The 21555-nt window shown below is 42.0% G+C and carries 33 protein-coding genes; all 33 read right to left on the bottom strand.

Annotation, left to right across the window (positions count from 1 at the left end; translation table 11 throughout):
- Positions 1-6: 6 nt before the first annotated feature.
- Entirely contained in the window at positions 7-447 is a 441-nt protein-coding gene (gene rplO, locus B7717_RS04630) for a 50S ribosomal protein L15 (protein ID WP_000766089.1), read from the bottom strand.
- Between the two features lie 144 nt (positions 448-591).
- Positions 592-774 carry a 50S ribosomal protein L30 gene (gene rpmD, locus B7717_RS04625; RefSeq protein WP_000057241.1) on the bottom strand — a complete coding sequence of 61 codons (183 nt, stop codon included), beginning with the start codon at positions 772-774 and terminating at the stop codon, positions 592-594.
- Between the two features lie 13 nt (positions 775-787).
- Positions 788-1282 (bottom strand): 30S ribosomal protein S5, encoded by a 495-nt coding sequence (gene rpsE / locus B7717_RS04620; protein WP_000874204.1) that lies wholly within the window; start codon positions 1280-1282, stop codon positions 788-790.
- A 17-nt stretch (positions 1283-1299) separates the two neighbouring features.
- The gene (gene rplR / locus B7717_RS04615; RefSeq protein WP_004244055.1) at positions 1300-1656 is read right to left on the bottom strand and encodes a 50S ribosomal protein L18; all 357 of its coding nucleotides are present in this window, start codon (positions 1654-1656) and stop codon (positions 1300-1302) included.
- Between the two features lie 83 nt (positions 1657-1739).
- Entirely contained in the window at positions 1740-2276 is a 537-nt protein-coding gene (gene rplF, locus B7717_RS04610; RefSeq protein WP_000086623.1) for a 50S ribosomal protein L6, read from the bottom strand.
- Between the two features lie 187 nt (positions 2277-2463).
- On the bottom strand, positions 2464-2862 hold the full coding sequence (gene rpsH / locus B7717_RS04605; protein WP_000245504.1) for a 30S ribosomal protein S8: 399 nt from the start codon (positions 2860-2862) through the stop codon (positions 2464-2466).
- A gap of 284 nt (positions 2863-3146) precedes the next feature.
- A complete protein-coding gene (locus B7717_RS04600) occupies positions 3147-3332 on the bottom strand; it encodes a type Z 30S ribosomal protein S14 (RefSeq protein ID WP_001085697.1) in 186 nt (61 codons plus the stop codon).
- Between the two features lie 17 nt (positions 3333-3349).
- The gene (gene rplE / locus B7717_RS04595) at positions 3350-3892 is read right to left on the bottom strand and encodes a 50S ribosomal protein L5 (RefSeq protein WP_000013542.1); all 543 of its coding nucleotides are present in this window, start codon (positions 3890-3892) and stop codon (positions 3350-3352) included.
- Positions 3893-3915: 23 nt separating this feature from the next.
- A complete protein-coding gene (gene rplX / locus B7717_RS04590) occupies positions 3916-4221 on the bottom strand; it encodes a 50S ribosomal protein L24 (protein WP_000497691.1) in 306 nt (101 codons plus the stop codon).
- A gap of 182 nt (positions 4222-4403) precedes the next feature.
- The gene (gene rplN, locus B7717_RS04585) at positions 4404-4772 is read right to left on the bottom strand and encodes a 50S ribosomal protein L14 (protein ID WP_000616545.1); all 369 of its coding nucleotides are present in this window, start codon (positions 4770-4772) and stop codon (positions 4404-4406) included.
- Between the two features lie 25 nt (positions 4773-4797).
- Positions 4798-5058: a 30S ribosomal protein S17 gene (rpsQ, locus tag B7717_RS04580; RefSeq protein WP_000440801.1), complete on the bottom strand. Its 261-nt coding sequence runs from the start codon at positions 5056-5058 to the stop codon at positions 4798-4800.
- 24 nt (positions 5059-5082) lie between these two features.
- Positions 5083-5289, bottom strand: coding sequence for a 50S ribosomal protein L29 (gene rpmC, locus B7717_RS04575; RefSeq protein WP_000772918.1), 207 nt, complete (start codon positions 5287-5289; stop codon positions 5083-5085).
- A gap of 9 nt (positions 5290-5298) precedes the next feature.
- Positions 5299-5712, bottom strand: coding sequence for a 50S ribosomal protein L16 (gene rplP / locus B7717_RS04570; protein ID WP_000960946.1), 414 nt, complete (start codon positions 5710-5712; stop codon positions 5299-5301).
- Positions 5713-5715: 3 nt separating this feature from the next.
- A complete protein-coding gene (rpsC, locus tag B7717_RS04565) occupies positions 5716-6369 on the bottom strand; it encodes a 30S ribosomal protein S3 (RefSeq protein ID WP_000529936.1) in 654 nt (217 codons plus the stop codon).
- Between the two features lie 12 nt (positions 6370-6381).
- Entirely contained in the window at positions 6382-6726 is a 345-nt protein-coding gene (gene rplV, locus B7717_RS04560) for a 50S ribosomal protein L22 (protein ID WP_000818137.1), read from the bottom strand.
- Between the two features lie 11 nt (positions 6727-6737).
- Entirely contained in the window at positions 6738-7019 is a 282-nt protein-coding gene (rpsS, locus tag B7717_RS04555; RefSeq protein WP_000533766.1) for a 30S ribosomal protein S19, read from the bottom strand.
- A gap of 103 nt (positions 7020-7122) precedes the next feature.
- Positions 7123-7956, bottom strand: coding sequence for a 50S ribosomal protein L2 (gene rplB / locus B7717_RS04550; protein ID WP_084944295.1), 834 nt, complete (start codon positions 7954-7956; stop codon positions 7123-7125).
- 17 nt (positions 7957-7973) lie between these two features.
- A complete protein-coding gene (locus B7717_RS04545; protein ID WP_001055347.1) occupies positions 7974-8270 on the bottom strand; it encodes a 50S ribosomal protein L23 in 297 nt (98 codons plus the stop codon).
- Complete coding sequence (rplD, locus tag B7717_RS04540; RefSeq protein ID WP_000024541.1) at positions 8270-8893, bottom strand: 50S ribosomal protein L4; 624 nt, start codon at positions 8891-8893, stop codon at positions 8270-8272. Before rplD ends, B7717_RS04545 begins: the two co-directional genes overlap by 1 nt.
- A 24-nt stretch (positions 8894-8917) precedes the next feature.
- A complete protein-coding gene (gene rplC, locus B7717_RS04535) occupies positions 8918-9544 on the bottom strand; it encodes a 50S ribosomal protein L3 (RefSeq protein ID WP_000160197.1) in 627 nt (208 codons plus the stop codon).
- An 82-nt stretch (positions 9545-9626) separates the two neighbouring features.
- Entirely contained in the window at positions 9627-9935 is a 309-nt protein-coding gene (gene rpsJ / locus B7717_RS04530) for a 30S ribosomal protein S10 (RefSeq protein ID WP_001284513.1), read from the bottom strand.
- A gap of 256 nt (positions 9936-10191) precedes the next feature.
- Entirely contained in the window at positions 10192-10605 is a 414-nt protein-coding gene (locus B7717_RS04525; RefSeq protein WP_084880400.1) for an effector binding domain-containing protein, read from the bottom strand.
- 567 nt (positions 10606-11172) lie between these two features.
- The gene (locus tag B7717_RS04520; protein WP_084880399.1) at positions 11173-11799 is read right to left on the bottom strand and encodes a uridine kinase family protein; all 627 of its coding nucleotides are present in this window, start codon (positions 11797-11799) and stop codon (positions 11173-11175) included.
- Positions 11796-12392: an anaerobic ribonucleoside-triphosphate reductase activating protein gene (gene nrdG, locus B7717_RS04515; protein ID WP_049477379.1), complete on the bottom strand. Its 597-nt coding sequence runs from the start codon at positions 12390-12392 to the stop codon at positions 11796-11798. Before nrdG ends, B7717_RS04520 begins: the two co-directional genes overlap by 4 nt.
- A gap of 4 nt (positions 12393-12396) precedes the next feature.
- On the bottom strand, positions 12397-12897 hold the full coding sequence (locus B7717_RS04510; RefSeq protein WP_049477380.1) for a GNAT family N-acetyltransferase: 501 nt from the start codon (positions 12895-12897) through the stop codon (positions 12397-12399).
- A 43-nt stretch (positions 12898-12940) separates the two neighbouring features.
- Complete coding sequence (locus tag B7717_RS09685; protein WP_000521625.1) at positions 12941-13081, bottom strand: hypothetical protein; 141 nt, start codon at positions 13079-13081, stop codon at positions 12941-12943.
- A gap of 11 nt (positions 13082-13092) precedes the next feature.
- Positions 13093-15300, bottom strand: coding sequence for an anaerobic ribonucleoside-triphosphate reductase (nrdD, locus tag B7717_RS04500; RefSeq protein ID WP_049477387.1), 2208 nt, complete (start codon positions 15298-15300; stop codon positions 13093-13095).
- Positions 15301-15429: 129 nt separating this feature from the next.
- The gene (locus tag B7717_RS04495; RefSeq protein WP_084944294.1) at positions 15430-16947 is read right to left on the bottom strand and encodes a damage-inducible protein CinA; all 1518 of its coding nucleotides are present in this window, start codon (positions 16945-16947) and stop codon (positions 15430-15432) included.
- A gap of 35 nt (positions 16948-16982) precedes the next feature.
- Positions 16983-17126: a hypothetical protein gene (locus B7717_RS09680; protein WP_162837248.1), complete on the bottom strand. Its 144-nt coding sequence runs from the start codon at positions 17124-17126 to the stop codon at positions 16983-16985.
- Positions 17127-17200: 74 nt separating this feature from the next.
- A complete protein-coding gene (cls, locus tag B7717_RS04490; RefSeq protein ID WP_084944293.1) occupies positions 17201-18733 on the bottom strand; it encodes a cardiolipin synthase in 1533 nt (510 codons plus the stop codon).
- Between the two features lie 348 nt (positions 18734-19081).
- Entirely contained in the window at positions 19082-19534 is a 453-nt protein-coding gene (locus tag B7717_RS04485; RefSeq protein ID WP_084944292.1) for an SP_0198 family lipoprotein, read from the bottom strand.
- A gap of 90 nt (positions 19535-19624) precedes the next feature.
- Positions 19625-20875, bottom strand: coding sequence for a bifunctional folylpolyglutamate synthase/dihydrofolate synthase (locus B7717_RS04480; protein ID WP_084944291.1), 1251 nt, complete (start codon positions 20873-20875; stop codon positions 19625-19627).
- Positions 20876-21235: 360 nt separating this feature from the next.
- Positions 21236-21541 carry a DUF1292 domain-containing protein gene (locus B7717_RS04475; RefSeq protein WP_000017624.1) on the bottom strand — a complete coding sequence of 102 codons (306 nt, stop codon included), beginning with the start codon at positions 21539-21541 and terminating at the stop codon, positions 21236-21238.
- Positions 21542-21555 lie beyond the last annotated feature (14 nt).

Genomic DNA, 21555 nt, shown 5'->3' with positions numbered 1-21555 from the left:
CCTCTCTTAGATGACTTCTACAGAACCACCTTTAGCAGTGATAGCTTCCTCAGCTGATTTAGAGAATTTAGCTGCTTTCACAGTCAATTTCTTAGTCAACTCACCGTTACCAAGAATTTTAACTCCTGATTTTTCAGCTTTCACAATTCCTGCTTCGATAAGTACAACTGGAGTTACTTCTGCACCGTCTTCAAAGACGTTCAATTGGTCAAGGTTTACAATTGCGTATTCTTTAGCGTTGATGTTAGTGAATCCACGTTTTGGAAGACGACGGAACAATGGAGTTTGTCCACCTTCAAAACCGAGGCGAACTCCGCCACCGCTACGAGCTTTTTGACCTTTTTGACCGCGACCAGATGTTTTACCGTTACCTGATGAAGTACCACGACCAACACGGTTACGTACTTTACGAGAACCTTCTGCAGGTTTCAATTCATGAAGTTTCATTATTATTTTCTCCTCTTTTGTAAAATGCTAGCGCCGATAAGAGAGAAAAGGTTGTCTCCCTTATCAACTCGCCTATACATTGTCATCTTAGATGACTATACCTAGTTTTAGGGGATGAGTATTGCCACATCCCCTAAAAATTCATTAGTTTACTTCTTCAACTGTTACCAAGTGAGATACTGCAGTAATCATACCACGGATAGCAGCGTTGTCTTCTTTGATAACAGAGCTGTTCAATTTGCCAAGTCCAAGTGCTACAACAGTTTTACGTTGTGATGGAATGCGTCCGATTGGAGACTTAGTCAAAGTAATTTTAATTTGAGCCATTTTATCCCCTTTCTTATGCCAAATCAGAAACTGAAATACCACGAAGGGCAGCAACTTCTTCAGCGCGTTTCAATTGTTTCAAACCTTCAACAGTTGCGCGAACAATGTTGATTGGAGTGTTAGAACCAAGTGATTTAGATGTAATATCTGCCACACCTGCCAATTCCACAACGGCACGAACTGCACCACCAGCGGCAACTCCAGAACCTTCTACAGCAGGTTTCAACAATACTTTAGCTCCACCGAATTCTGAAAGAACTTCGTGTGGGATTGTTGTCCCAACCATAGGAACTTCAATCAAGTTTTTCTTAGCATCTTCTACTGCTTTGCGGATTGCTTCTGGAACTTCTTGAGCTTTACCAGTACCAAATCCTACGCGACCGTTGTGGTCACCAACAACAACAAGAGCTGCGAAACGAAGACGACGTCCACCTTTAACAACTTTTGTAACACGGTTGACAGCAACTACGCGTTCTTCTAATTCAACTGCATTGTCTTTAAATGCCATTTTCTAGTGTCCTCCTATTAGAATTTCAATCCGTTTTCACGAGCTGCATCAGCCAAAGCTTTCACACGTCCGTGATATAGATATCCACCGCGGTCGAACACCACTTCTGAAATACCTTTAGCGTTTGCACGTTCTGCAACGAGTTTACCGACAGTAACGGCTTGTTCAGTTTTAGTTCCTTTTGAAACTTCTTTGTCAAGAGTTGAAGCACTTGCGAGCGTTACACCCGCTACGTCATCAATCACTTGAGCGTAGATGCCTGTATTAGAACGGAATACGTTCAAACGTGGGCGATCAGCAGTTCCAGAGAGTTTTCCGCGAACGCGACGGTGGCGTTTTTGGCGGAGTTTGTTTTTATCTGGTTTAGAAATCACAGTTTTCACCTCTTTAGTTTTAAATCGTGTGCTATGCACTAAGTTGGAAAATAGGTTGGTGGTTATAAATCAACCACTCAACATTATTTACCTGTTTTACCTTCTTTACGGCGAACGAATTCACCAACGTAACGGATACCTTTACCTTTATATGGTTCTGGTGAACGAAGGCTACGTACGTAAGCAGCTGTTTGACCAACTACTTCTTTTGAAATTCCGCTAACAACGATTGTTGTTGGGTTTGGAAGTTCAAAAGTAATTCCTTCTGGAGCTTCAACTTCGTCTGGATGAGATTTACCAACAGCCAAAACAAGTTTTTTACCTTGAAGTTGTGCACGGTAACCAACCCCGCGCATTTCAAGTTCTTTCTTGAATCCTTCTGATACACCAATTACCATGTTGTTCAAAAGGGCACGAGTAGTTCCATGGATTGTTTTCATTTCTTTTGAATCGTTTGGACGGTGAAGAGTTACTTCAGTACCTTCCACACGAATTTCAATATCTTTTGAGAACTCACGAGTAAGTTCTCCTTTAGGTCCTTTTACAGTTACAACGTTGTCATTGTTAGTGATTTCAACACCAGCAGGCAACACGATAACTTTATTACCAATACGTGACATGTTTATTTTCTCCTGTTAAATTGTCAGGCCATAACGGCCAGTTTTCACGGGGTTAAATCGATTTCTCGATTTAAAGGAACATTTAGGTTTCAATTTCAAAGTGAATCTAGGCATCGTCTCGCAGGCATAACTTTGGGTTAGGCAAGAGACGATAACGAAGAGTCACAAAGAAATTGGGAGCTAAATATTACCAAACGTAAGCGATAACTTCTCCACCAACGTTCTTTTGGCGAGCTTCTTTATCAGTAAGCAAACCTTCAGAAGTTGAAAGGATAGCAATTCCAAGTCCGTTAAGAACTTTTGGAAGATCTTCACGTTTTTTGTAGACACGAAGCCCTGGTTTAGAAACACGTTTCAAGTTAGTGATAACTTTTTCACCGTTTGGTCCGTATTTAAGGAATACACGGATGATGCCTTGTTTGTCATCTTCGATGATTTCTACGTTCTTAACAAAACCTTCGCGTTTAAGGATTTCAGCAATCCCTTTTTTGATATTTGATGCAGGTACTTCAAGTACTTCGTGTTTAGCTTGGTTAGCGTTACGAATACGAGTTAGGAAGTCTGCGATTGGGTCAGTCATAACCATTTTGTTTTTCTCCTCTTACTAGTAGTTTGCAAGTTGCACTTGCTAGTTAATACATGATACAAAGAGCGTAAAAGCAAGAGCAAAAATAGGCAATTTGATGCAGGAGCGATGCTCCAAAGAAAATTGGTCTTTTTTGCCAAAGCTGTAGCTCGTGTTCAAATTGGCAAGTCCAACTGAACCCGGGCTAAACTCTGTGTGAAAAAGATAAACTTTCCTAGAAACTTCAGTTTCTTCGTCAAGTTTCCTATTTTCACTTGGAGTTTTGACGCCCTTGATATCTTAAATTACCAAGATGCTTTTGTTACACCAGGAATTTGTCCTTTGTAAGCTAATTCACGGAAGCAAACACGGCAAAGTTTAAATTTGCGGTAAACTGAATGTGGACGACCACATTTTTCACAACGAGTATAAGCTTGAGTAGAGAACTTCGCTGGACGTTTGTTCTTAGCAATCATTGATTTTTTAGCCATTAGATTTACCTCCTATATTATTTTGCAAAAGGCATTCCAAGGCCTGTAAGCAATGCACGTGACTCTTCGTCAGTGTTAGCAGTTGTTACGATAACGATGTCAAGACCACGAGTTTTGTCAACGTCATCGAAGTTGATTTCTGGGAAGATCAATTGTTCTTTCACGCCAAGAGTGTAGTTTCCGCGTCCATCAAATGATTTTGTTGGAACACCGTGGAAGTCACGCACACGTGGAAGTGAAACTGAAACCAATTTGTCCAAGAATTCGTACATACGTTCACCACGAAGGGTAACTTTTGCACCGATCGCTACACCTTCACGAAGACGGAAGCCGGCGATTGATTTTTTAGCTTTAGTGATAAGTGGTTTTTGACCTGAGATAAGTGCCAATTCTTCAGCAGCTTTTTCAAGACTTTTAGCGTTTGATACAGCTTCACCAACACCCATGTTCAAAACGATCTTATCTACTTTAGGCACAGCCATCACTGATGAGTAGTTGAATTGTTCTGTCAAAGCAGGAACTACTTCATTAAGATATTTTTCTTTTAAACGATTTGCCATTATACTTCTCCTTTCCTTCGTGATTAATCAAGCACTTCGCCTGATTTTTTGTTGTAGCGAACTTTTTTACCGTCTACAAATTTGTAACCAACACGACCAGCTACACCATTTTTGTCCAAAACTTGAACGTTTGATACGTGGATAGCTGCTTCTTTCTCGATGATACCACCTTGAGGAAGCTCGTTAGTTGGACGTTGGTGTTTCTTAACGATGTTAACACCTTCAACGATAACTTTGTTTACTTTTGGAAGGGCAGTAAGGACAACAGCTTCTGTTCCCTTATCTTTACCAGCAATTACGCGAACTTTGTCGCCTTTTTTTACAAACATTAGGTTTCTCCTTGATTTTTCTTACGCCCATAAGGGCACCCTAGCCTGAAGCTAGGGGACTAGTTTGTTTGTTTTTGCTCTGCGAAAATCAAAGCAATCCTTCGTCAGTTTCAACTCACCTAACTTAAGTTATGCTTTCGTTTCACTTCCTAGACTTGTTTTAATTTTCTTTGAGCAACCAATTAAAGTACTTCTGGAGCAAGTGACACGATCTTCATGAAGCCACCTTCACGCAATTCACGTGCAACTGGGCCAAAGATACGTGTTCCGCGAGGAGTTTTGTCTTCACGGATGATAACTGCTGCGTTTTCGTCAAATTTGATGTATGAACCATCAGCACGACGAGCACCTGATTTAGTACGAACGATAACAGCTTTTACAACGTCACCTTTTTTAACCGCACCACCAGGAGTAGCTTGTTTTACAGATGCCACGATAACATCACCGATGTTTGCAAATTTACGTCCTGAACCACCAAGAACTTTGATAGTCAAGATTTCGCGCGCACCGCTGTTGTCTGCGACTTTCAAACGAGTTTCTGTTTGAATCATTTCAGTTTTCTCCTTTCAGGTTTGATTAGATGATGACCGCTTCTTCAACAACTTCTACAAGACGGAAACGTTTTGTAGCTGAAAGCGGACGAGTTTCCATGATACGTACGATATCGCCTTCTTTGGCAACATTGTTTTCATCATGTGCTTTGTATTTCTTAGAGTAGTTAATACGTTTACCATAGACTGGGTGGTTACGTTTTGTTTCAACTACAACTGTGATTGTCTTGTCCATTTTGTCAGATACAACACGTCCAACAAGAACTTTACGATTATTGCGTTCCATTGAAATTTCTCCTTCCCTAGTCTATTATTTCGCTTCAGATTGAACTGTTTTGATACGAGCGATTTGTTTTTTAACTTCTTTCAAGCGAGCTGTTTGTTCCAATTGACCAGTAGCAGCTTGGAAACGAAGTTCAAACAATTCTTTTTTCAATTCGTTTTCGCGCTTCGCGAGTTCTTCTTGAGAAAGACCACGAAGTTCTTTAACAAATTCTTTTACTTCATTAAGTTTCATGCCTTCTCCTTATTCTGCTTCACGTTTTACGAATTTACATTTAACTGGCAATTTGTGGCTTGCAAGACGAAGCGCTTCGCGAGCGATTTCTTCAGATACACCAGCGATTTCGAACATCACTTTACCACGTTTAACTGGTGCTACCCAACCTTCAGGTGCCCCTTTACCAGATCCCATACGCACACCGATAGCTTTAGCAGTGTATGATTTGTGTGGGAAGATTTTAATCCAAACTTTACCACCACGTTTCATGTAACGAGTCATGGCGATACGAGCAGCTTCGATTTGGCGGTTAGTGATCCAGTGGCTAGTTGTGGCTTGAAGACCGTATTCACCGAATGCTACTTCTTTTCCACCTTTTGCTTCACCGCGCATTTTTCCACGGAATTCACGACGGTGTTTAACACGTTTAGGTACTAACATTGGTTATTTACCTCCTTTAGTGTTTTTACGAGCTGGAAGAACTTCACCACGGTAGATCCATACTTTAACACCAAGTTTACCGTATGTAGTATCTGCTTCTTCCCAAGCGTAATCGATATCTGCACGAAGTGTGTGAAGTGGAACAGTTCCTTCAGAGTATCCTTCAGCACGGGCGATATCTGCACCGTTCAAACGACCTGATACTTGAGTTTTGATTCCTTTAGCTCCAGCACGCATTGCACGTTGGATTGCTTGTTTTTGTGCACGACGGAAAGCAACACGTTGCTCCAATTGACGAGCAATTCCTTCACCTACAAGGTGAGCATCCAAATCAGGTTGTTTGATTTCGATGATGTTGATGTGTACTTGTTTTCCAGTCAATTTGTTAAGTTTTGCACGGAGTGCATCAACGTTAGCACCACCTTTACCGATAACCATACCTGGTTTAGCAGTGTGAAGTGAAACGTTAACTTTGTTTACTGCGCGTTCAATTTCGATAGTTGAAACTGCTGCGTCAGCAAGTTCTTTTTGAACGAATTTACGGATTGCAAGATCTTCATGAAGGTAATCCGCGTATTCTTTTTCAGCATACCATTTGGCATCCCAATCACGGATGATGCCGACACGCATACCAATTGGATGTACTTTTTGACCCACGATGTTACCTCCTTATTTTTCTGCAACAGCCACAGTGATGTGAGCTGTACGTTTGTTGATTGGTGAAGCTGAACCTTTCGCACGTGGACGGAAACGTTTCATAGTTGGTCCTTCGTTTGCGAATGCTTCAGATACTACCAAGTTAGCTTTGTCCAAACCAAAGTTGTTTTCAGCGTTAGCTACAGCTGAATTCAAGACTTTCAAGATGATTTCAGCAGCTTTGTTTGGTGTGAATGTCAAGATTGCAATAGCATCGGCTACGCTTTTACCACGGATGTTGTCAAGAACAAGACGTGATTTACGAGGTGAAACACGTACTGTACGAGCCATTGCTTTAGCTGAAGTAATTTCTGCCATTTATGTTCTCCTTATTTTCTACGTGTTTTCTTGTCGTCTGCAGCGTGACCTTTGTAAGTACGAGTTGGTGCAAATTCACCAAGTTTGTGACCTACCATGTCCTCTTGGATGTAAACAGGTACGTGTTTACGTCCGTCATAAACTGCAATAGTGTAACCAATGAAACTTGGGAAGATCGTCGAACGACGTGACCAAGTTTTGATAACTTTTTTCTTTTCGTCGTTAGCTTGAGCTTCAACTTTTTTCATCAAATGCTCATCGACGAAAGGTCCTTTTTTAAGACTGCGTCCCATTTTTATATTTTCTCCTTTAAATGTTGTACCACAGCGGCTTGCGCTCACATGGAGCGCTACCGAGCTGGCGGATTTCCTAGTTGCTTAGGCGACTAGTTTACTATTATTTCTCGTTGCGACGACGAACGATAAGTTTGTCAGATTTCGCTTTCTTGTTACGAGTTTTAAGACCAAGAGCAGGTTTGCCCCATGGAGTAGATGGCGCTTTACGACCAACTGGTGCTTTACCTTCACCACCACCGTGTGGGTGATCGTTAGGGTTCATTACAGAACCACGAACTGTTGGGCGGATACTTTTCCAACGGCTACGTCCTGCTTTACCAAGGTTCACAAGTCCATGTTGTTCGTTTCCGACAACACCAACTGTTGCACGACAAGTTCCAAGAATCATACGTACTTCGCCAGATTGAAGACGAACAAGAACATATTTACCTTCTTGACCCAATACTTGAGCAGAAGCTCCAGCTGCACGTACCAATTCTCCACCACGACCTGGTTTCAACTCGATGTTGTGGATCAAAGTACCAACTGGGATGTTAGCAAGTGGAAGTGCGTTTCCGACTTTGATATCTGCTTCTGGACCTGAAACGATACGTTGACCAACTTCAAGACCTTTTGGAGCGATGATGTATGCTTTCACACCGTCAGTGTAGTGTACAAGGGCGATGTTTGCAGAACGGTTTGGATCGTACTCGATTGTTTTAACAACAGCTTCAACGTTGTCTTTGTTACGTTTGAAGTCAACCAAACGGTAGAAACGTTTGTGTCCACCACCTTGGTGACGAACAGTGATACGACCGTTGTTGTTACGACCAGCCTTGCTCTTCAAAGCAACAAGCAATGATTTTTCAGGAGTGCTTGTTGTGATTTCAGCGAAATCCAAAGAAGTCATATTACGGCGACCGTTTGTTGTTGGTTTATAAACACGAATTCCCACGATATTTCCTCCTTAGATTATTCAGCTTCAGCAGCAAACAACTCGATTGCTTTTGAATCAGCTGTAAGTGTGATGATAGCTTTTTTAGTTTTATTAGTAAAACCAGTGTAACGTCCAACACGTTTCGCTTTTGGTTTTACGTTGATTGTGTTAACGTTGGCAACTTTAACACCTTCGAAAGCAGCTTCAACAGCTTGCTTGATCAAAAGTTTGTGTGCACGAGTGTCAACTTCAAATACATATTTACCTGCTTCAAGTTGAGCCATTGAGCTTTCAGTGATGACAGGTTTTTTGATAACATCATACAAATTCATTATGCAAGAACCTCCTCGATTTTAGAGATAGCTGCTTGTGTGACAAGAAGTTTGTCGCTATTTGCGATGTCAAGAACACTTGCAGTTGTAGCAGTTGCAACTTTCACGTTTGGAAGGTTGCGAGCTGAAAGAGCTGCGAATTCATTTCCTTCTTCAAGGATAACAAGAACTTTAGAATCGATGTTCAATGCTGCAAGAACTTTAGCAAATTCAGCAGTTTTTGGAGCTGTAAATGAAAGAGCGTCTACAGCTACGAATTTGTTTTCAGCAACTTTTTCAGAGTAAATTGATTTAAGAGCTAGGCGACGAACTTTTTGCGGAAGTTTGTAGCCGTATGAACGTGGAGTTGGTCCGAAGACAACACCACCACCACGCCATTGTGGTGAGCGGATAGAACCTTGACGAGCACGTCCAGTTCCTTTTTGACGCCATGGTTTGCGTCCACCACCTGATACTGCAGAGCGGTTTTTAACAGCGTGTGTTCCTTGACGAAGGCTTGCGCGTTGGCTGATGACGACATCAAACACAACTGATTCATTTGGTTCGATACCAAATACTGCATCGTTAAGAACAACTTGGCCAGCTTCTTTACCAGTTTGGTCAAATAATGTTACGTTTGCCATTGTGACTGATTTCCCCTTTCTTTATTATTTACCAGCTTTAACTGCTGATTTGATAGTGATAAGAGATTTCTTAGCACCTGGTACGTTACCTTTGATAAGGATAACGTTCTTTTCTGGAACAACTTGTACAACTTCAAGGTTTTGAATTGTTACGCGGTCACCACCCATACGTCCTGCAAGGTTTTTACCTTTGAATACGCGGTTAGGTGCAACAGGTCCCATAGAACCTGGACGACGGTGGTAACGAGAACCGTGAGCCATTGGTCCACGTGATTGTCCGTGGCGTTTGATAACACCTTGGAAACCTTTACCTTTAGAAGTACCAGTTACGTCAACAACGTCTCCAGCTGCGAATGTTTCAACTGTGATTTCAGCACCAACTTCCAAGCCTTCAACGTTTTTGAATTCACGAATGAAGCGCTTAGGAGCCGTGTTAGCTTTCGCTACATGTCCTTTAGCAGGTTTGTTGCTCAATACTTCGCGTTTGTCATCGAAACCAACTTGGATAGCGTTGTATCCATCTGTTTCAACAGTTTTAACTTGAAGAACAACGTTTGGAGTTGCTTCAATAACTGTTACAGGGATCAATTCGCCAGCTTCAGTGAAGATTTGAGTCATTCCCACTTTTTTCCCTAAGATTCCTTTTGTCATGAGAAAATAGTTCCTTTTCTATATTTTTTATTCAAAAAGTTTTTAACGAGCGTTTTTCATGCTCAAGGTTTCAAACTTTGGATTAAAGCTTGATTTCTACGTTTACACCACTTGGAAGATCCAATTTCATCAAAGCATCAACTGTTTTTTGAGTTGGGTTAACGATATCGATCAAACGTTTGTGTGTACGCATTTCAAATTGTTCGCGAGAGTCTTTGTATTTGTGAGTCGCACGAATAATTGTGTAGAGGCTACGCTCAGTTGGAAGTGGGATTGGCCCCGCAACTTGTGCACCTGTACGAGTAGCTGATTCTACGATTTTTGCAGCCGCTGTGTCAAGGGTACGGTGTTCGTAAGCTTTCAAACGGATACGGATTTTTTTGTTTGCCATCTTTTTCTCCTTTTCGTCTATTTAAGATAATAGGCTAGCTCCACAAGAAAACCGACGCGCGTTGCGTGGCAATGCAACCGAGCGTGTCGCAACCTCTTGCATCAAAGCTAAGGCTGTAATTTACAGCACCATAATAGAATAACACAAAGCCCCTGCGATTGCAAGGGATTTGTTAGCTTTTTTTCGTTTTTTTACTAACCTAAGTTACTAGAGTATGTTCTGATCCTCTTTCGTAAATAAAACTTAGTTTGACAATTTACCCATTTTTGGGGGTGGCGATAAAGATAGATACTGTCTGATCTGGATCATATTTTTCAAAATCAATACTATACTGACGTTGCAGTTCTCTTGCTTCTTCTGCCTGCCAAATTTGTTGCCAGGTATGGAGAAAACCTTTTGAATCACTTGTATCCACCTCAAATACTTGGTAGGTTTGTCCTGAAGTGTCAAAATCCCAGTCTTCTTTATCGGATAGACTACAGAGCGACAAGCTGTAATCCCCCTTGTAGTCGCTGACATAATCATGATAGACTGCATAAATCGGAAGCCCTTGGGCAAATACCTCCTCTACTTCTTTCTGGTGCTCCTGCCATAGATGGCTAATTTTTTCCATCATGTTTGGATCTTGGAAATTATTTGTAGAGATACTGCTGATTATTTTTAAAAACATTCCTTCGCTCCTTTTACTTTCACTTCTAAGGTGACTGACTAGCAATCAACCTCAGCTCTAAACTTTCTAGCTACCAAGAGGCTAATTCACGCAACAAAATGAAATAGCATTCTTTGCGTATAGGATATATCACACCATTCACTATCAACTCCCTTTTCCCAGATAAAACGGTGCCTATAACAAACAAAACGTTCAATTTACCGGTCTCAACCAGAGCTGAAAAACAATGCAGGCTTCAACCAAGACCATCCTTCCAATTCTTATTGATATAGTCTGGAAAGTTTTTAACGAACATTTTTTGTGCTCAAGTCTAAGACATAAAGGGATTCAAACTCAAAGCAAAAATAGGAAATCGACGCGCGTTGTGTGGCAGTGTATCCAATCGTGGTCACAACCTCTTGCATCACAGCTAAAGATGTGATTTACAGCACCACGGTAGAATAACACAAAGCCCCTGCGATTGCAAGGGATTTGTGAGCTTTTTTCGTTTTTTTAGGATGAAACTGTTTTCCCTTTTCATTTTTCCAAGATTGAGGATTTATATCTATAAAAAAACCGTCTTTTCTTCTATATAATACGAGTCATTTTGACCTTGAATGTATCTTCTGATTGATCTACTAAAATGTCCGCTTTAGACTCGGTTTCTCTATAGTATCGCAGATACTGCTCCCGTCTCATCTGATGGCTAGCCAATACAAAAGATGCATCCCGATTTCTCATAGTCGTATCTCGAGCTAAGCGCCTCTTTAATTCGGTCTCCTCATCCGTGTAGAAACAGATAGTTTTGTCAAAGAGTTCCTTTGGCAGAAAGCCCACAGACATCCCTTCAACAATCAGAATCGGCTTGGCTCCAGATAAGATTTCACTAGCCTTCCACGGTTCATCGATTGTTAAGACATCCAAACCTGCCTGCAAGGAGAGAATATCTCTCTGTAAACTTGCCAGTTCATGCGCCACTGGGAGACAAGCTGTCACCTTTTGATTTGGTGCTTGCTTTGGTACTACCAGGTGACGTTCTGAAGTGATATAGGGATCTGTTTCTAGTAAATTTACTGTAGTGGAATCTAGGGCTTGATGTAATTCCTGAGCGAAGGTTGACTTGCCTGAAGCCCCATGACCGTAGATCCCTAGCGTCCTAACTTTTCCCGTTTCTATCTCTGAAACCAGTTGTTCTATCAGGTCTTTTTTCTTCATTCTCTCTTCACCTGTTCATAGCTTTCTTTTCCGTCATTAAGCTTGTCCCAAATCACTACTTGCCCACTTTTGAGAGATTTTTGCACATCGATAATCCGTTGATTAGAAGACCCTCGAAACTGGAGCATGAGATTGCGCTTGCTTTTATCATACCGTCCATCGACAAGGATGTCAACCAGCGACAAGAGTTCCAGTTTATCTGGAGTCTCCAGCATCATTTCTTCCCAAGTGTAGCCCGTCCAGGACCAGATGTCTTTGTCTGGCAATTCCTTTCGGATTCGCTTAACGAGCGGCAAGAGAATACCCGTATTAAGAAAGGGCTCTCCTCCTAGTAGGGTCAATCCTTGAACATAGGGTTGGGCAAGGTCTTCCATGATTTGTTCTTCTAATTCTGCCGTATAGGGAATGCCTGCGTTGAAAGACCAAGTCGCAACATTATAGCACCCCTCGCAGTGAAACATGCAACCTGATACATAGAGAGAGTTGCGCACACCTTCTCCATCGACAAAGTTAAAGGCCTTATAATCAATGATTCGCCCTTTACTAAGCTCCTCGCTTTTCCATTCACCTGGTTTTGGTGTATTCCATGTCATCCTTCTACTCCAAGTCTATCCAGTAACGTTCTACACCATTGCGAACATCCTCAAACACCCCACCATTTGCCACAATAACCGCCCTACTAGCAGGATTTTCCGTACTACAGGTCACAAGTGCTTTTTTGATGTTCTTCTCCTTGGCAACTTGCAGGCCTTGTCCGAGGGCTTCTTTGGCATAACCTTTACCTCTTTCAGAAGGGCGGATGGAATAGCCGATATGCCCCCCATTTTCTAGTAAGTAGTCATTTAATCGGAGACGAAGATTGAGAAAGCCAAGAGCCTGGCCTGCTACGTCAAAACTAATCAGCTGAATAGCAGGAACCCAGTTTTCAGGAATATTGAGTCCCGCTTCTGCTTGAAGATTTTCTTCTATCCACTCTTCATAAACAAAATTGTTGGCGTTCCAAAACCCACCATCGTGGGCTGATTGAGTCTGTTCAAACTCTGCCATCATCTCTAAAACTGTTTCTTTATCTGCCAATGTTGGTCTGCGTAGTATCATTTTCACCTCCAATTAAGAGAAAAGTGAGAGCAGACTCTCACTTTTATTTTTTCTTGTTCTTGTTTAAAAACTGTTCTCTGAGGTTGAGCAAGCGTTCTTTTTTACCTGTTCCACCTTTCGAGTGTTTCTCGTGATAACGGGTCACTTGTGCGCGTCCCTTATCGTCTAATTGGTATTTCCCCATTCCATTTCCTTCTAATTTGTTACTTCATGTCCGGCTGTTTTAATGGTTGAACCGTTCATGTGTTTGACACGCGCAGCGATTTCCTTGTGGCGTCCGTTAACCATCGGACGCGCTTGAGGATTTCCCAGATAACCACACGTACGTTTGACCACATCTACTGTTTTAGGGTCGCTATTCCCACAGTTGGGACAAGCAAATCCTCGCTCAGTTGGTTCAAAATCCCCTTCAAAGTCACACTTGTAGCAACGATCAATCGGAGTATTGGTCCCTAGATAACCGACACGGTCATAGGCATAGTCCCAAACAGCTTCCAGGGCTTTAGGATTTTGTTGAAGAACTGGATACTCACAATAATGGATAAAACCACCTGACGCACCTGCTTCTGGGTAAACTTTCTCAAAGTCTAATTTTTCAAACGGTGTTGGATTTTTACGAACATCGTAGTGGAAAGAGTTGGTGTAGTATTCCTTGTCCGTGATGTCCGGAATAGAGCCGAACTTCTCTGTATCCAAGCGACAGAAGCGGTCTGTCAGACTTTCAGACGGTGTGGAGTAGATAGAGAAATGGTAACCATATTGGTCAGACCACTCTTCCACACGACGTTTCATATCGCGAATGATATCCAGTGTGAATTCCTTGGCTTCAGGATTGCTTTCCCAGCTATTTCCAAAGAAGACTGTAGCCACTTCGTACAAACCGATGTAGCCCAGCGAAACTGTCGCACGGCGATTCTTAAAGAGTTGGTCAACACTTTCTTCTTTTCCGAGACGGCGACCGAAGGCTCCGTACTGATAGAGGATAGGGGCATTCGCTGGTGTTGCTTCCTTGGTTCTTTCCACACGGTAAACCAAGGCATCTTCCGCGATATTCATCCGCTCATTGAAGATTTCCCAAAACTTATTCAGATCTCCTTCAGACTCGAGGGCGATACGAGGCAGATTGACCGTCACAACACCTAGATTCATCCGACCTGAATTGACCTCGACACCATTCTCATCCTTCCATCCTTGGAGGAAAGAACGGCAGCCCATAGGAACCTTGAAGGAGCCTGTCAACTCAATAATCTTATCGTAGGACAAGACATCTGGGTACATCCGCTTGGTTGCACACTCGAGGGCCAACTGTTTGATGTCGTAGTTAGGTGAACCTTCCTCTAAGTTGAGTCCTCTTTTCAACGTAAAGATGAGTTTAGGGAAGATAGCTGTACGGTGTTCTGAACCAAGTCCCTTGATTCGGATGGTCAAGATAGCTTTTTGAATTTCCCGTTCAAAACGACTAGTTCCTAGACCAAAACCTAGTGAAGTAAAAGGTGTTTGTCCATTTGAAGTGAAGAGAGTGTTGATTTCATACTCAAGAGATTGCATGGCATCGTAGATGTCTTTTTGGGTTTTTTTCCAAGCGTAATCTTCCCGTTTTTCGGGCAAGACCCACTCTTCCGCATCCTTGAGGTGTTTTTGATAATTCTTCTCTGCATATGGCGCCAATACTTCATCGATACGGTCAGCTGAGCAGCCCCCGTACTGGCTAGAAGCAACGTTAGCAATGATTTGTGAAATCTGAGCTGTCGCAGTCTGGATAGACTTGGGACTCTCTACCTCTGCATTTCCAATCTTAAAACCATTTTCCAACATGCCTTTAAAATCAATCAAACAGCAGTTGGTCATCGGAGTGTAGGGGCTGTAGTCCAAGTCATGATAGTGGATATCCCCTTTTTGATGAGCATTGGCTACGTGCTTAGGAAGCATTTGTAGCCCGATTGACTTCCCAACAATCCCTGCTGTCAAATCACGCTGGGTGTTGAAGACATCGCTGTCTTTATTGGCATTTTCATTGACAACTGCTTGATCTTTATTGAGAAGTTTATGGATACTAAAGTTGATATCTGTCGCTTTTGAGCGCTCAAAATCCCTTTGTGTCCGATAAGTGATATACTCCTCAGCCAGCGCATACTCTTTGGCTTCAAGGAGTTCATGTTCTACGACATTTTGAATTTCGTAAATCTTGACACCTTGAGGGAAGCGACTGTGAATTTCAGTCACGATTCTTTCAACTAGACCATTTAGGCGTTTTTCTACTAGAGGCGTAACGTCCATAACCTTTTCCGCCGCCTTGTGGAGAGCCTTGTCAATCTTGTCTACATCAAACACTACACGTCTACCATCTCGTTTTTCAACGAACAAGGTGGGAACGGTTGCAAGCTTTTCTTCTAATACAATCATATCCATGCTCTTTTCTAAAATATTGTTGAATTGTTTATATTCAGTATTATACCACTCTAAAAATAAAAATCAATATCTTGTGTTAAAAATCCCAAAAATTTTAAAATTCCACAAGATATTGATCTTTTGTTATTTTGATTTATAAAGTTTGAACTCGCTAGTATCTGTCTGAACAAGCTCATAGTTTTCACTGAGCCAGCTCTCTACATCTGACCACAAGGCAACTTTTTGATTGACCACAATCATCTTCGGTTGATTCTCTTTCAGGTCATTCATCAGTTTGGTTTTATTTTCATCGCTTGCAGTGTAAAGTGTTGGAGTTGATAGAGAAGTCGGCGCCAAGCGTTCACTTGCACGGTAGAAATCAGGACGATCATCCCAAGCATAGACACGATCCTCAGAACTCGTTTGTTGTTTGACCACGCTAGCCAGACGATCTCTCTCCTGATAAGTCGCTGGGTGAGAAAGGTAGCGACTCACGATAGGAAGAACAATGAGATAGGCAAGGGCAATCAGTGGTAGATAGAAATTTCCTTTAAAGAAAGAAGTTTGTTTCTCACGTCTTCTTCTACGACGACTCCCTCCCTCCGAAACATCTTCCTTGATTTCTGTCAGAAGGAGCAGGGCCAAGAAAGGAATTAACACCACAAGACGAGTACCGTTGATAGGCTCTTTGGAGAGAATCAAGATTCCCAAAGAAACCAACACTCCCAAGCTAGCAGCAATTGAGAGGGCATATTGCTTGGCTGGTTTTGACTGGAACAAGCCTGCAAAGAGCAAACCAAGGGAACCTAATCCAATAGCAAGCAAGCCATAGAAGGCTGCATTTTCAAGCAAATGCGAGTTCGAAAAGAGGCTAAGAGTATTTACCGGATACAAGGTCTGGCTAATGGCATCCCCAAAACTACCTGTCCACACTGTATAGTAGCCTAAAGGATAAAATAAGAGCGAAAATCCTAGGGCTGACGCAAAGAACTGATATAGACCATGAACAAAGTGACCTTTGCCTAGATTAAAGCCGATAATCCCCAAGGCCAGTACAGCCGCAAACAAGGCGGTTGGGATTGGCGCAAGGAAGAAAGCGAGAGCAAGGCTCATCCCCACTCGTACAAATCCTTTGTCGTCCTTTGGAAAAGCTAGATAATTTGTAACGATACTCAATGAATAAAATAGGAAAGGCAGGGCTAGCAAAAGAGCATAACCGCCACCAAAAGCGAGACCCGCTACAAGCAAGTATAAAATAAAGACAACTCGCTTCGCTTCCTTTTCTTGGCCGGCAAGAGTATTCGCAGCCTTAAAAAGAAAAACACCTGCTCCAAACAAGGCCAACCACTCAACCAAAGCAATCAGAATACTGCCTTGAAAAAGGTAGGTTAGCACATAATAGAGCAATCCCTCCGTCCCAAAATAATCTGTATACATTTGACCATTTTGATGCAAGGCCCAACCGGTATAAAGATCCTGAGTTTGTTGCGGACTGACTAAACCAAAAATAAAAGGCAGGGCAACCGAAATGGCTGTGGCCACTAAACTCCAAAGCAAAATACTAAAAAAGGGAATGGGAGCTCCTTCTCGTTTCTCTGGCACTGACCAGTCTTGGTAATGAGATTCTTCTTGTTTCTCATCTATTTTCCCGTATACGTTCATTCAATTTCTCCTCTAAGTTTATCTGTTTTAGTATATCAAAATCTTACAGGAATGTCAGCTTGGGATTGATATTTGCTTAATTTCTTATCCAATATCGCAAAGCGTTCGATTTCACGAAAACGATGTAACCTACTAGCTTTATACTCTTTAAAAAAATCTTCATCTTCTAGATTGAGCATTGTTTTCTCCTTTACCTATCTATTCGTAAGAAGAAAAAATAAGATCCAGCCTTGGGCTAGATCTTGGTCGATAGTTAGAGCATAGGTGCAAACAACTGGACAATTTCCTTGATTAGGCTTTGATACCAGCTGGTTTTGATAGTGTGAGGATAAATTTCTTGAGAAACTTTAAAAATCTCTTCGAAGTCTCTTTCAATATCGATGATGGACTGCGTTCTATAAAGTAAGACGGCATTTTCATAGTGGTGGAGCAAGCTCCGATAGTCAAAATTGATGGTCCCCACAGTAGCTGCCTCTCCATCGACAAGCATTTGCTTGCTATGAAGGAATCCCGGACTGTACTCGTAAATGCGAACTCCAGCAGACAACAAGTCAGGATAGGCTCCACGAGTAACCAATTGGATGACCTTCTTATCTGGGATACAAGGCGTCACAATTCGCACATCTACCCCTCTCATAGCTGCATTTTTGATACTTTCAGTTAGATCGTAGTCAGCAATCAGATAGGGAGTCGTAATGTAGACGTAATCTGTAGTTTGGTTGATAAGATTTTGGTAGACCGTTTTTCCAACTTGAGCTCGGTAGATGGGTTTTGGTCCACTACTATAGGGAATACAGAGTCCCATCCCATATTTGGGGTGATTTTCAAGATGGTATTGGTCAAAGTCACTAATCTCTCCACGATTGATGTACCAGGCAGATAAAAAGAGTCTGGTAAAAGCCTTTACTGCTGGACCATCCAACCGAATACCGCTATCCTTCCAGTAACCGAAGCGTTCGATATGGTTGATATACTCATCTGCTAGATTGGCACCACCTGTATAGGCAATCTGCCCATCGATAATCATGATTTTACGGTGATCACGGTTATTATAGGCAACGGTCAAGCGTGGAATCACCTTGTTAAATTTATGGGCTTCAATCCCTCGACCACGAAGCTGGATGGTGTAATCTCCAGGCAAGGTTGCCATACAACCAATATCATCATAGAGGAGCTTAACTTCCACTCCTTGAGCGGCCTTTTCTTCCAAAATCTCTAAAATGCTGTTCCACATCAAGCCTTCTTCGATGATATAGTACTCAAGAAAGATAAATTTCTCCGCTTTCTTGAGATCCTCTAGCATCTGGTGCCACATACTTTCACCAGAGGCAAAAAATTGTGTATCCGTTCGATCATAGACATCAGCATTCGTATCCATGCTGAGGAGAGATTTGATAACTCCGTAAGCTGACTTGTCCTGCTCTTTTAACTCCAAACGGAGAGCTCTGCTATTGTCCTCTCGATCAACCATTGATTGGAGCTGCTTTAGCTGCTTCATTTCTTTTTTAGATAAACGACGCTCTCCAAACATGATATAGAGCAAGGGACCAAATACTGGAACAAAGGCTACTAACAGCCATGTTACCTTGCTCTCAGGATTCATAGAACGATTAACAATCGATACAATGGTCGCCATACTCATCAAAATAACTAGAATAATCCAGAGAATCGGAGCCATCCGACCTAGATAGAGAAATAAACCAAAGATGATAAACAACTCTGCCAACATGATGGTAATACTAAAACCATACTTAGACATGAGTAGCTGCATTTTTCTAGCTGTCATACATCCCCTTCCTTTTCTAACATTCTCCTTAACTGCTTGATAAACTACTGTTTCTACTAGTATACCTCAGTTCAGGGGTAGATGGCAACCTTTTGCCTTTTTCTATGCAAACTATTCCAAGAGCTGCAAGATTCTTAAACTACTCCTTCACTATATGACGTGCTATCCCTTTTTATATTTTTAACTAGAGTATTAAGAGGCTTAAAAAGAACTACCAAAATGATAATTCTTTCCATAATTATTTATATTTTTCAATATCGAACAAATCCTAGGACAGTCGCTATTGAGGTCGTAGAAGGTAAAGTCGGAACCTTAATTCCGAACTTCTATTTAGTTAAATTTGAAGTTCTATTTTGTTAGTACCACTCGGTCAGATGTCTCTCGGTCCATATCGTCGATAATCAATTGATTACCATTAACCGTGTAAATTTTGACATCATCACCGATAATGACACGTTGATTTTCTGGTTCAAAGCTGACTTGCTTGATTTCCTTATCTCCATCTGGCTCGACCTCAGTCCATGTACCAGTTTTACCTGTTACAACAAGAGTGATTTGGTCATTCTCATCTTTTCCAGTATAGGTACCATCGATATTCGTAGGTTGAGCTACAGTAGTGTCCTGACTTGAGGACGCCTGTGGTTGACTAGCACTTGTCGCAGCGCTAGAAGATGATTCTTGTTGAGAAGATGATTGCTGAGCAGATTGCTGGGTAGGGGCTTGTGCCTTAGGTCCACAAGCTGCTAAAAGACTAAGAATTGCTAGGGAAGCAATAGAAAGTGTGAATGTTTTCGTTTTCATAGCGATTTCCTTTCTTTTGTGCCAATGTTTTGCTGGAATCGTTTCCAGATATACCTCCTACCTCAAGTATAACAACTTAAGCCTAGAAGGTCAACTAATCCCATCGCTTCCTTGCAAACTCGCTCGGACTTCCGAGATAAAGTAGAGCGAGCCCGTCACGAAAAGCAAGTCCTGATCTTTGGCCTTTTCTTCAAATTCTCTGATAAAACCGCCATAGGAAGAAATCAAATCGTAACCCGCCACATCCTTTTCATCCAGAGAGCCTTGGTAGTCAAAGCCTGTTACCTTAAGTTCCACCTCAGGCAACTGCTTAGATAGATAGCCTAACATCCCCTGATAATCCTTGCGTTTAAGTGCTCCAAAAAGGATGCGAACCTGGTAACCTTGCTGGATTTTCCCTTGGATAAACTCGACTAGACGAGTCAAGGCTGGCAGATTGTGAGCCCCATCTAGGTAGATTTGTGGACGAATCCGTTCCAATCGACCTGCCCAATGTGTCTCCTTCAAAGCCCGTCTGACAAACTCTTCTTCGACCCTTTCACCTCTTGACGCCATAAACAGAAGAAAAGTTTCTAAAGCCAAGGCGGCATTTTCTTGCTGATAAGCACCTTCTAAACCGATTTCAAGCTGTGAAAAGTTTGCTAGCTTACTTGAAAAATCCCCAGCATTCAAGGTGAAGTCTCGCCCAGCTTGATAAAGTTCGACAGCTAACTCTCTCGCTTTACTTTGACAGACAAGCTCCGCTTCTGGAGTAAGCTTGGCAATGACTGCCTTCTTGCCAGCCTTGAAAATACCAGCTTTCTGCTCGGCTATTTCCTCCAGACTATCGCCCAAGGTCTCCTGATGATCTAGCCCAATCGAAGCAATAACTGCAATCTCTCCTGTTACGACATTAGTGGTATCAAGCAAACCACCAATCCCCACTTCTAGCAGAACCAGATCCACTCCCTGCTCTTTAAAGTAAAGCAAAGCAATCAGAGTCAGTAATTCAAAAAAGGACAACTGGTCATGGGTTTGCAAAAGCGTCTTTTCCATCTCTTTGACTTGGTTAGCTATACGGACAAAGTCTTCCTCCGCGATCGGCTGCCCATTGATACAGATTCGATCATGGATGCTGATGATATGGGGAGAGGTGAAAGTACCAACTTTTTTACCATGAGCAACAAACAACTCTCTCATAAAGGCAATAGTTGACCCCTTACCGTTAGTACCTGTTACGTGGATAATAGGATAAGTCCTCTCTGGATTCCCCAGCAAATCCACAGCTCGCTGCATTCGTCCAAGACCAGATCTAAAGTTTAAACCAATCCGACTATGCAGCCATTCTTCTACTTCAAACATACATGTCTCCTTAACAAAAGTCCAATCAACTACCGCATCAAAGTATGATTGCAAATAAAAAAACGAGGTCGGGACTAAAATCCCGACCTCTTACCTGGTTAGCTAATCACTAGCTACTATGAATTTCAACGTGAGCTAAAAACGTCCCCCGGAATTACTTACGGTCTTTATTTTTAGCGTAAGGGTAAAAATGTTCCTAGAACTTACCAGTTCTCTCTTATTTAAAGGAACTGGGCTAAAAACATCCACTGGATGTTCCTGCTTTTTCTTATTTCTAGAAGCAGGGGTAAAAACGTCCCCCGGACTTACCAGCTCTCTCTTATTTCAGGGAGCTGGGCTGATACAGTCTCCCAGACTGTATCACTCCTCCATAAAGCTATTGAAGACTTCTTCAATCATGTTCCATTCGTCTTCTGAGTCTTCTGGAATTGGTTGCAATTCGCCTTCTGTTCCGTCTTCATTTTCGATGAATGAGTAAGCTTGGATTTCAACTTCACCATTTTCATCTTCTTCTGCGTTAACTGGCACTAGCAGAACATAGTTTTTACCAAATTCTTCTTTCCCGTCGATGGTCAAAAGAATTTCAAACAAGGTTTCATTTCCTTGCTCATCTACTAGTGTAATCAATTCACGTTCTTCGTGGTCATGGTTGTGATCGTGTGACATAGTTTCTCCTCTGT

This window comes from Streptococcus oralis subsp. oralis, from assembly GCF_002096495.1.
In the GTDB taxonomy this organism is placed as follows: Bacteria; Bacillota; Bacilli; order Lactobacillales; family Streptococcaceae; genus Streptococcus; species Streptococcus oralis_CU.
Note: the sequence above shows the minus strand (reverse complement) of the source record. Positions and strands in the feature narration are given on the sequence as shown.

Excerpts from the sequence above, each read along its gene's own strand:
- rplO (WP_000766089.1), bottom strand. The coding sequence starts at position 447 with ATGAAACTTCATGAATTGAAACCTGCAGAAGGTTCTCGTAAAGTACGT.
- rpmD (WP_000057241.1), bottom strand. The coding sequence starts at position 774 with ATGGCTCAAATTAAAATTACTTTGACTAAGTCTCCAATCGGACGCATT.
- rpsE (WP_000874204.1), bottom strand. The coding sequence starts at position 1,282 with ATGGCATTTAAAGACAATGCAGTTGAATTAGAAGAACGCGTAGTTGCT.
- rplF (WP_000086623.1), bottom strand. The coding sequence starts at position 2,276 with ATGTCACGTATTGGTAATAAAGTTATCGTGTTGCCTGCTGGTGTTGAA.
- rpsH (WP_000245504.1), bottom strand. The coding sequence starts at position 2,862 with ATGGTTATGACTGACCCAATCGCAGACTTCCTAACTCGTATTCGTAAC.
- B7717_RS04600 (WP_001085697.1), bottom strand. The coding sequence starts at position 3,332 with ATGGCTAAAAAATCAATGATTGCTAAGAACAAACGTCCAGCGAAGTTC.
- rplE (WP_000013542.1), bottom strand. The coding sequence starts at position 3,892 with ATGGCAAATCGTTTAAAAGAAAAATATCTTAATGAAGTAGTTCCTGCT.
- rplX (WP_000497691.1), bottom strand. The coding sequence starts at position 4,221 with ATGTTTGTAAAAAAAGGCGACAAAGTTCGCGTAATTGCTGGTAAAGAT.
- rplN (WP_000616545.1), bottom strand. The coding sequence starts at position 4,772 with ATGATTCAAACAGAAACTCGTTTGAAAGTCGCAGACAACAGCGGTGCG.
- rpsQ (WP_000440801.1), bottom strand. The coding sequence starts at position 5,058 with ATGGAACGCAATAATCGTAAAGTTCTTGTTGGACGTGTTGTATCTGAC.
- rpmC (WP_000772918.1), bottom strand. The coding sequence starts at position 5,289 with ATGAAACTTAATGAAGTAAAAGAATTTGTTAAAGAACTTCGTGGTCTT.
- rplP (WP_000960946.1), bottom strand. The coding sequence starts at position 5,712 with ATGTTAGTACCTAAACGTGTTAAACACCGTCGTGAATTCCGTGGAAAA.
- rplV (WP_000818137.1), bottom strand. The coding sequence starts at position 6,726 with ATGGCAGAAATTACTTCAGCTAAAGCAATGGCTCGTACAGTACGTGTT.
- rpsS (WP_000533766.1), bottom strand. The coding sequence starts at position 7,019 with ATGGGACGCAGTCTTAAAAAAGGACCTTTCGTCGATGAGCATTTGATG.
- B7717_RS04545 (WP_001055347.1), bottom strand. The coding sequence starts at position 8,270 with ATGAATTTGTATGATGTTATCAAAAAACCTGTCATCACTGAAAGCTCA.
- rplD (WP_000024541.1), bottom strand. The coding sequence starts at position 8,893 with ATGGCAAACGTAACATTATTTGACCAAACTGGTAAAGAAGCTGGCCAA.
- rplC (WP_000160197.1), bottom strand. The coding sequence starts at position 9,544 with ATGACAAAAGGAATCTTAGGGAAAAAAGTGGGAATGACTCAAATCTTC.
- rpsJ (WP_001284513.1), bottom strand. The coding sequence starts at position 9,935 with ATGGCAAACAAAAAAATCCGTATCCGTTTGAAAGCTTACGAACACCGT.
- B7717_RS04525 (WP_084880400.1), bottom strand. The coding sequence starts at position 10,605 with ATGTTTTTAAAAATAATCAGCAGTATCTCTACAAATAATTTCCAAGAT.
- B7717_RS04520 (WP_084880399.1), bottom strand. The coding sequence starts at position 11,799 with ATGAAGAAAAAAGACCTGATAGAACAACTGGTTTCAGAGATAGAAACG.
- nrdG (WP_049477379.1), bottom strand. The coding sequence starts at position 12,392 with ATGACATGGAATACACCAAAACCAGGTGAATGGAAAAGCGAGGAGCTT.
- B7717_RS04510 (WP_049477380.1), bottom strand. The coding sequence starts at position 12,897 with ATGATACTACGCAGACCAACATTGGCAGATAAAGAAACAGTTTTAGAG.
- B7717_RS09685 (WP_000521625.1), bottom strand. The coding sequence starts at position 13,081 with ATGGGGAAATACCAATTAGACGATAAGGGACGCGCACAAGTGACCCGT.
- nrdD (WP_049477387.1), bottom strand. The coding sequence starts at position 15,300 with ATGATTGTATTAGAAGAAAAGCTTGCAACCGTTCCCACCTTGTTCGTT.
- B7717_RS04495 (WP_084944294.1), bottom strand. The coding sequence starts at position 16,947 with ATGAACGTATACGGGAAAATAGATGAGAAACAAGAAGAATCTCATTAC.
- B7717_RS09680 (WP_162837248.1), bottom strand. The coding sequence starts at position 17,126 with ATGCTCAATCTAGAAGATGAAGATTTTTTTAAAGAGTATAAAGCTAGT.
- cls (WP_084944293.1), bottom strand. The coding sequence starts at position 18,733 with ATGACAGCTAGAAAAATGCAGCTACTCATGTCTAAGTATGGTTTTAGT.
- B7717_RS04485 (WP_084944292.1), bottom strand. The coding sequence starts at position 19,534 with ATGAAAACGAAAACATTCACACTTTCTATTGCTTCCCTAGCAATTCTT.
- B7717_RS04480 (WP_084944291.1), bottom strand. The coding sequence starts at position 20,875 with ATGTTTGAAGTAGAAGAATGGCTGCATAGTCGGATTGGTTTAAACTTT.
- B7717_RS04475 (WP_000017624.1), bottom strand. The coding sequence starts at position 21,541 with ATGTCACACGATCACAACCATGACCACGAAGAACGTGAATTGATTACA.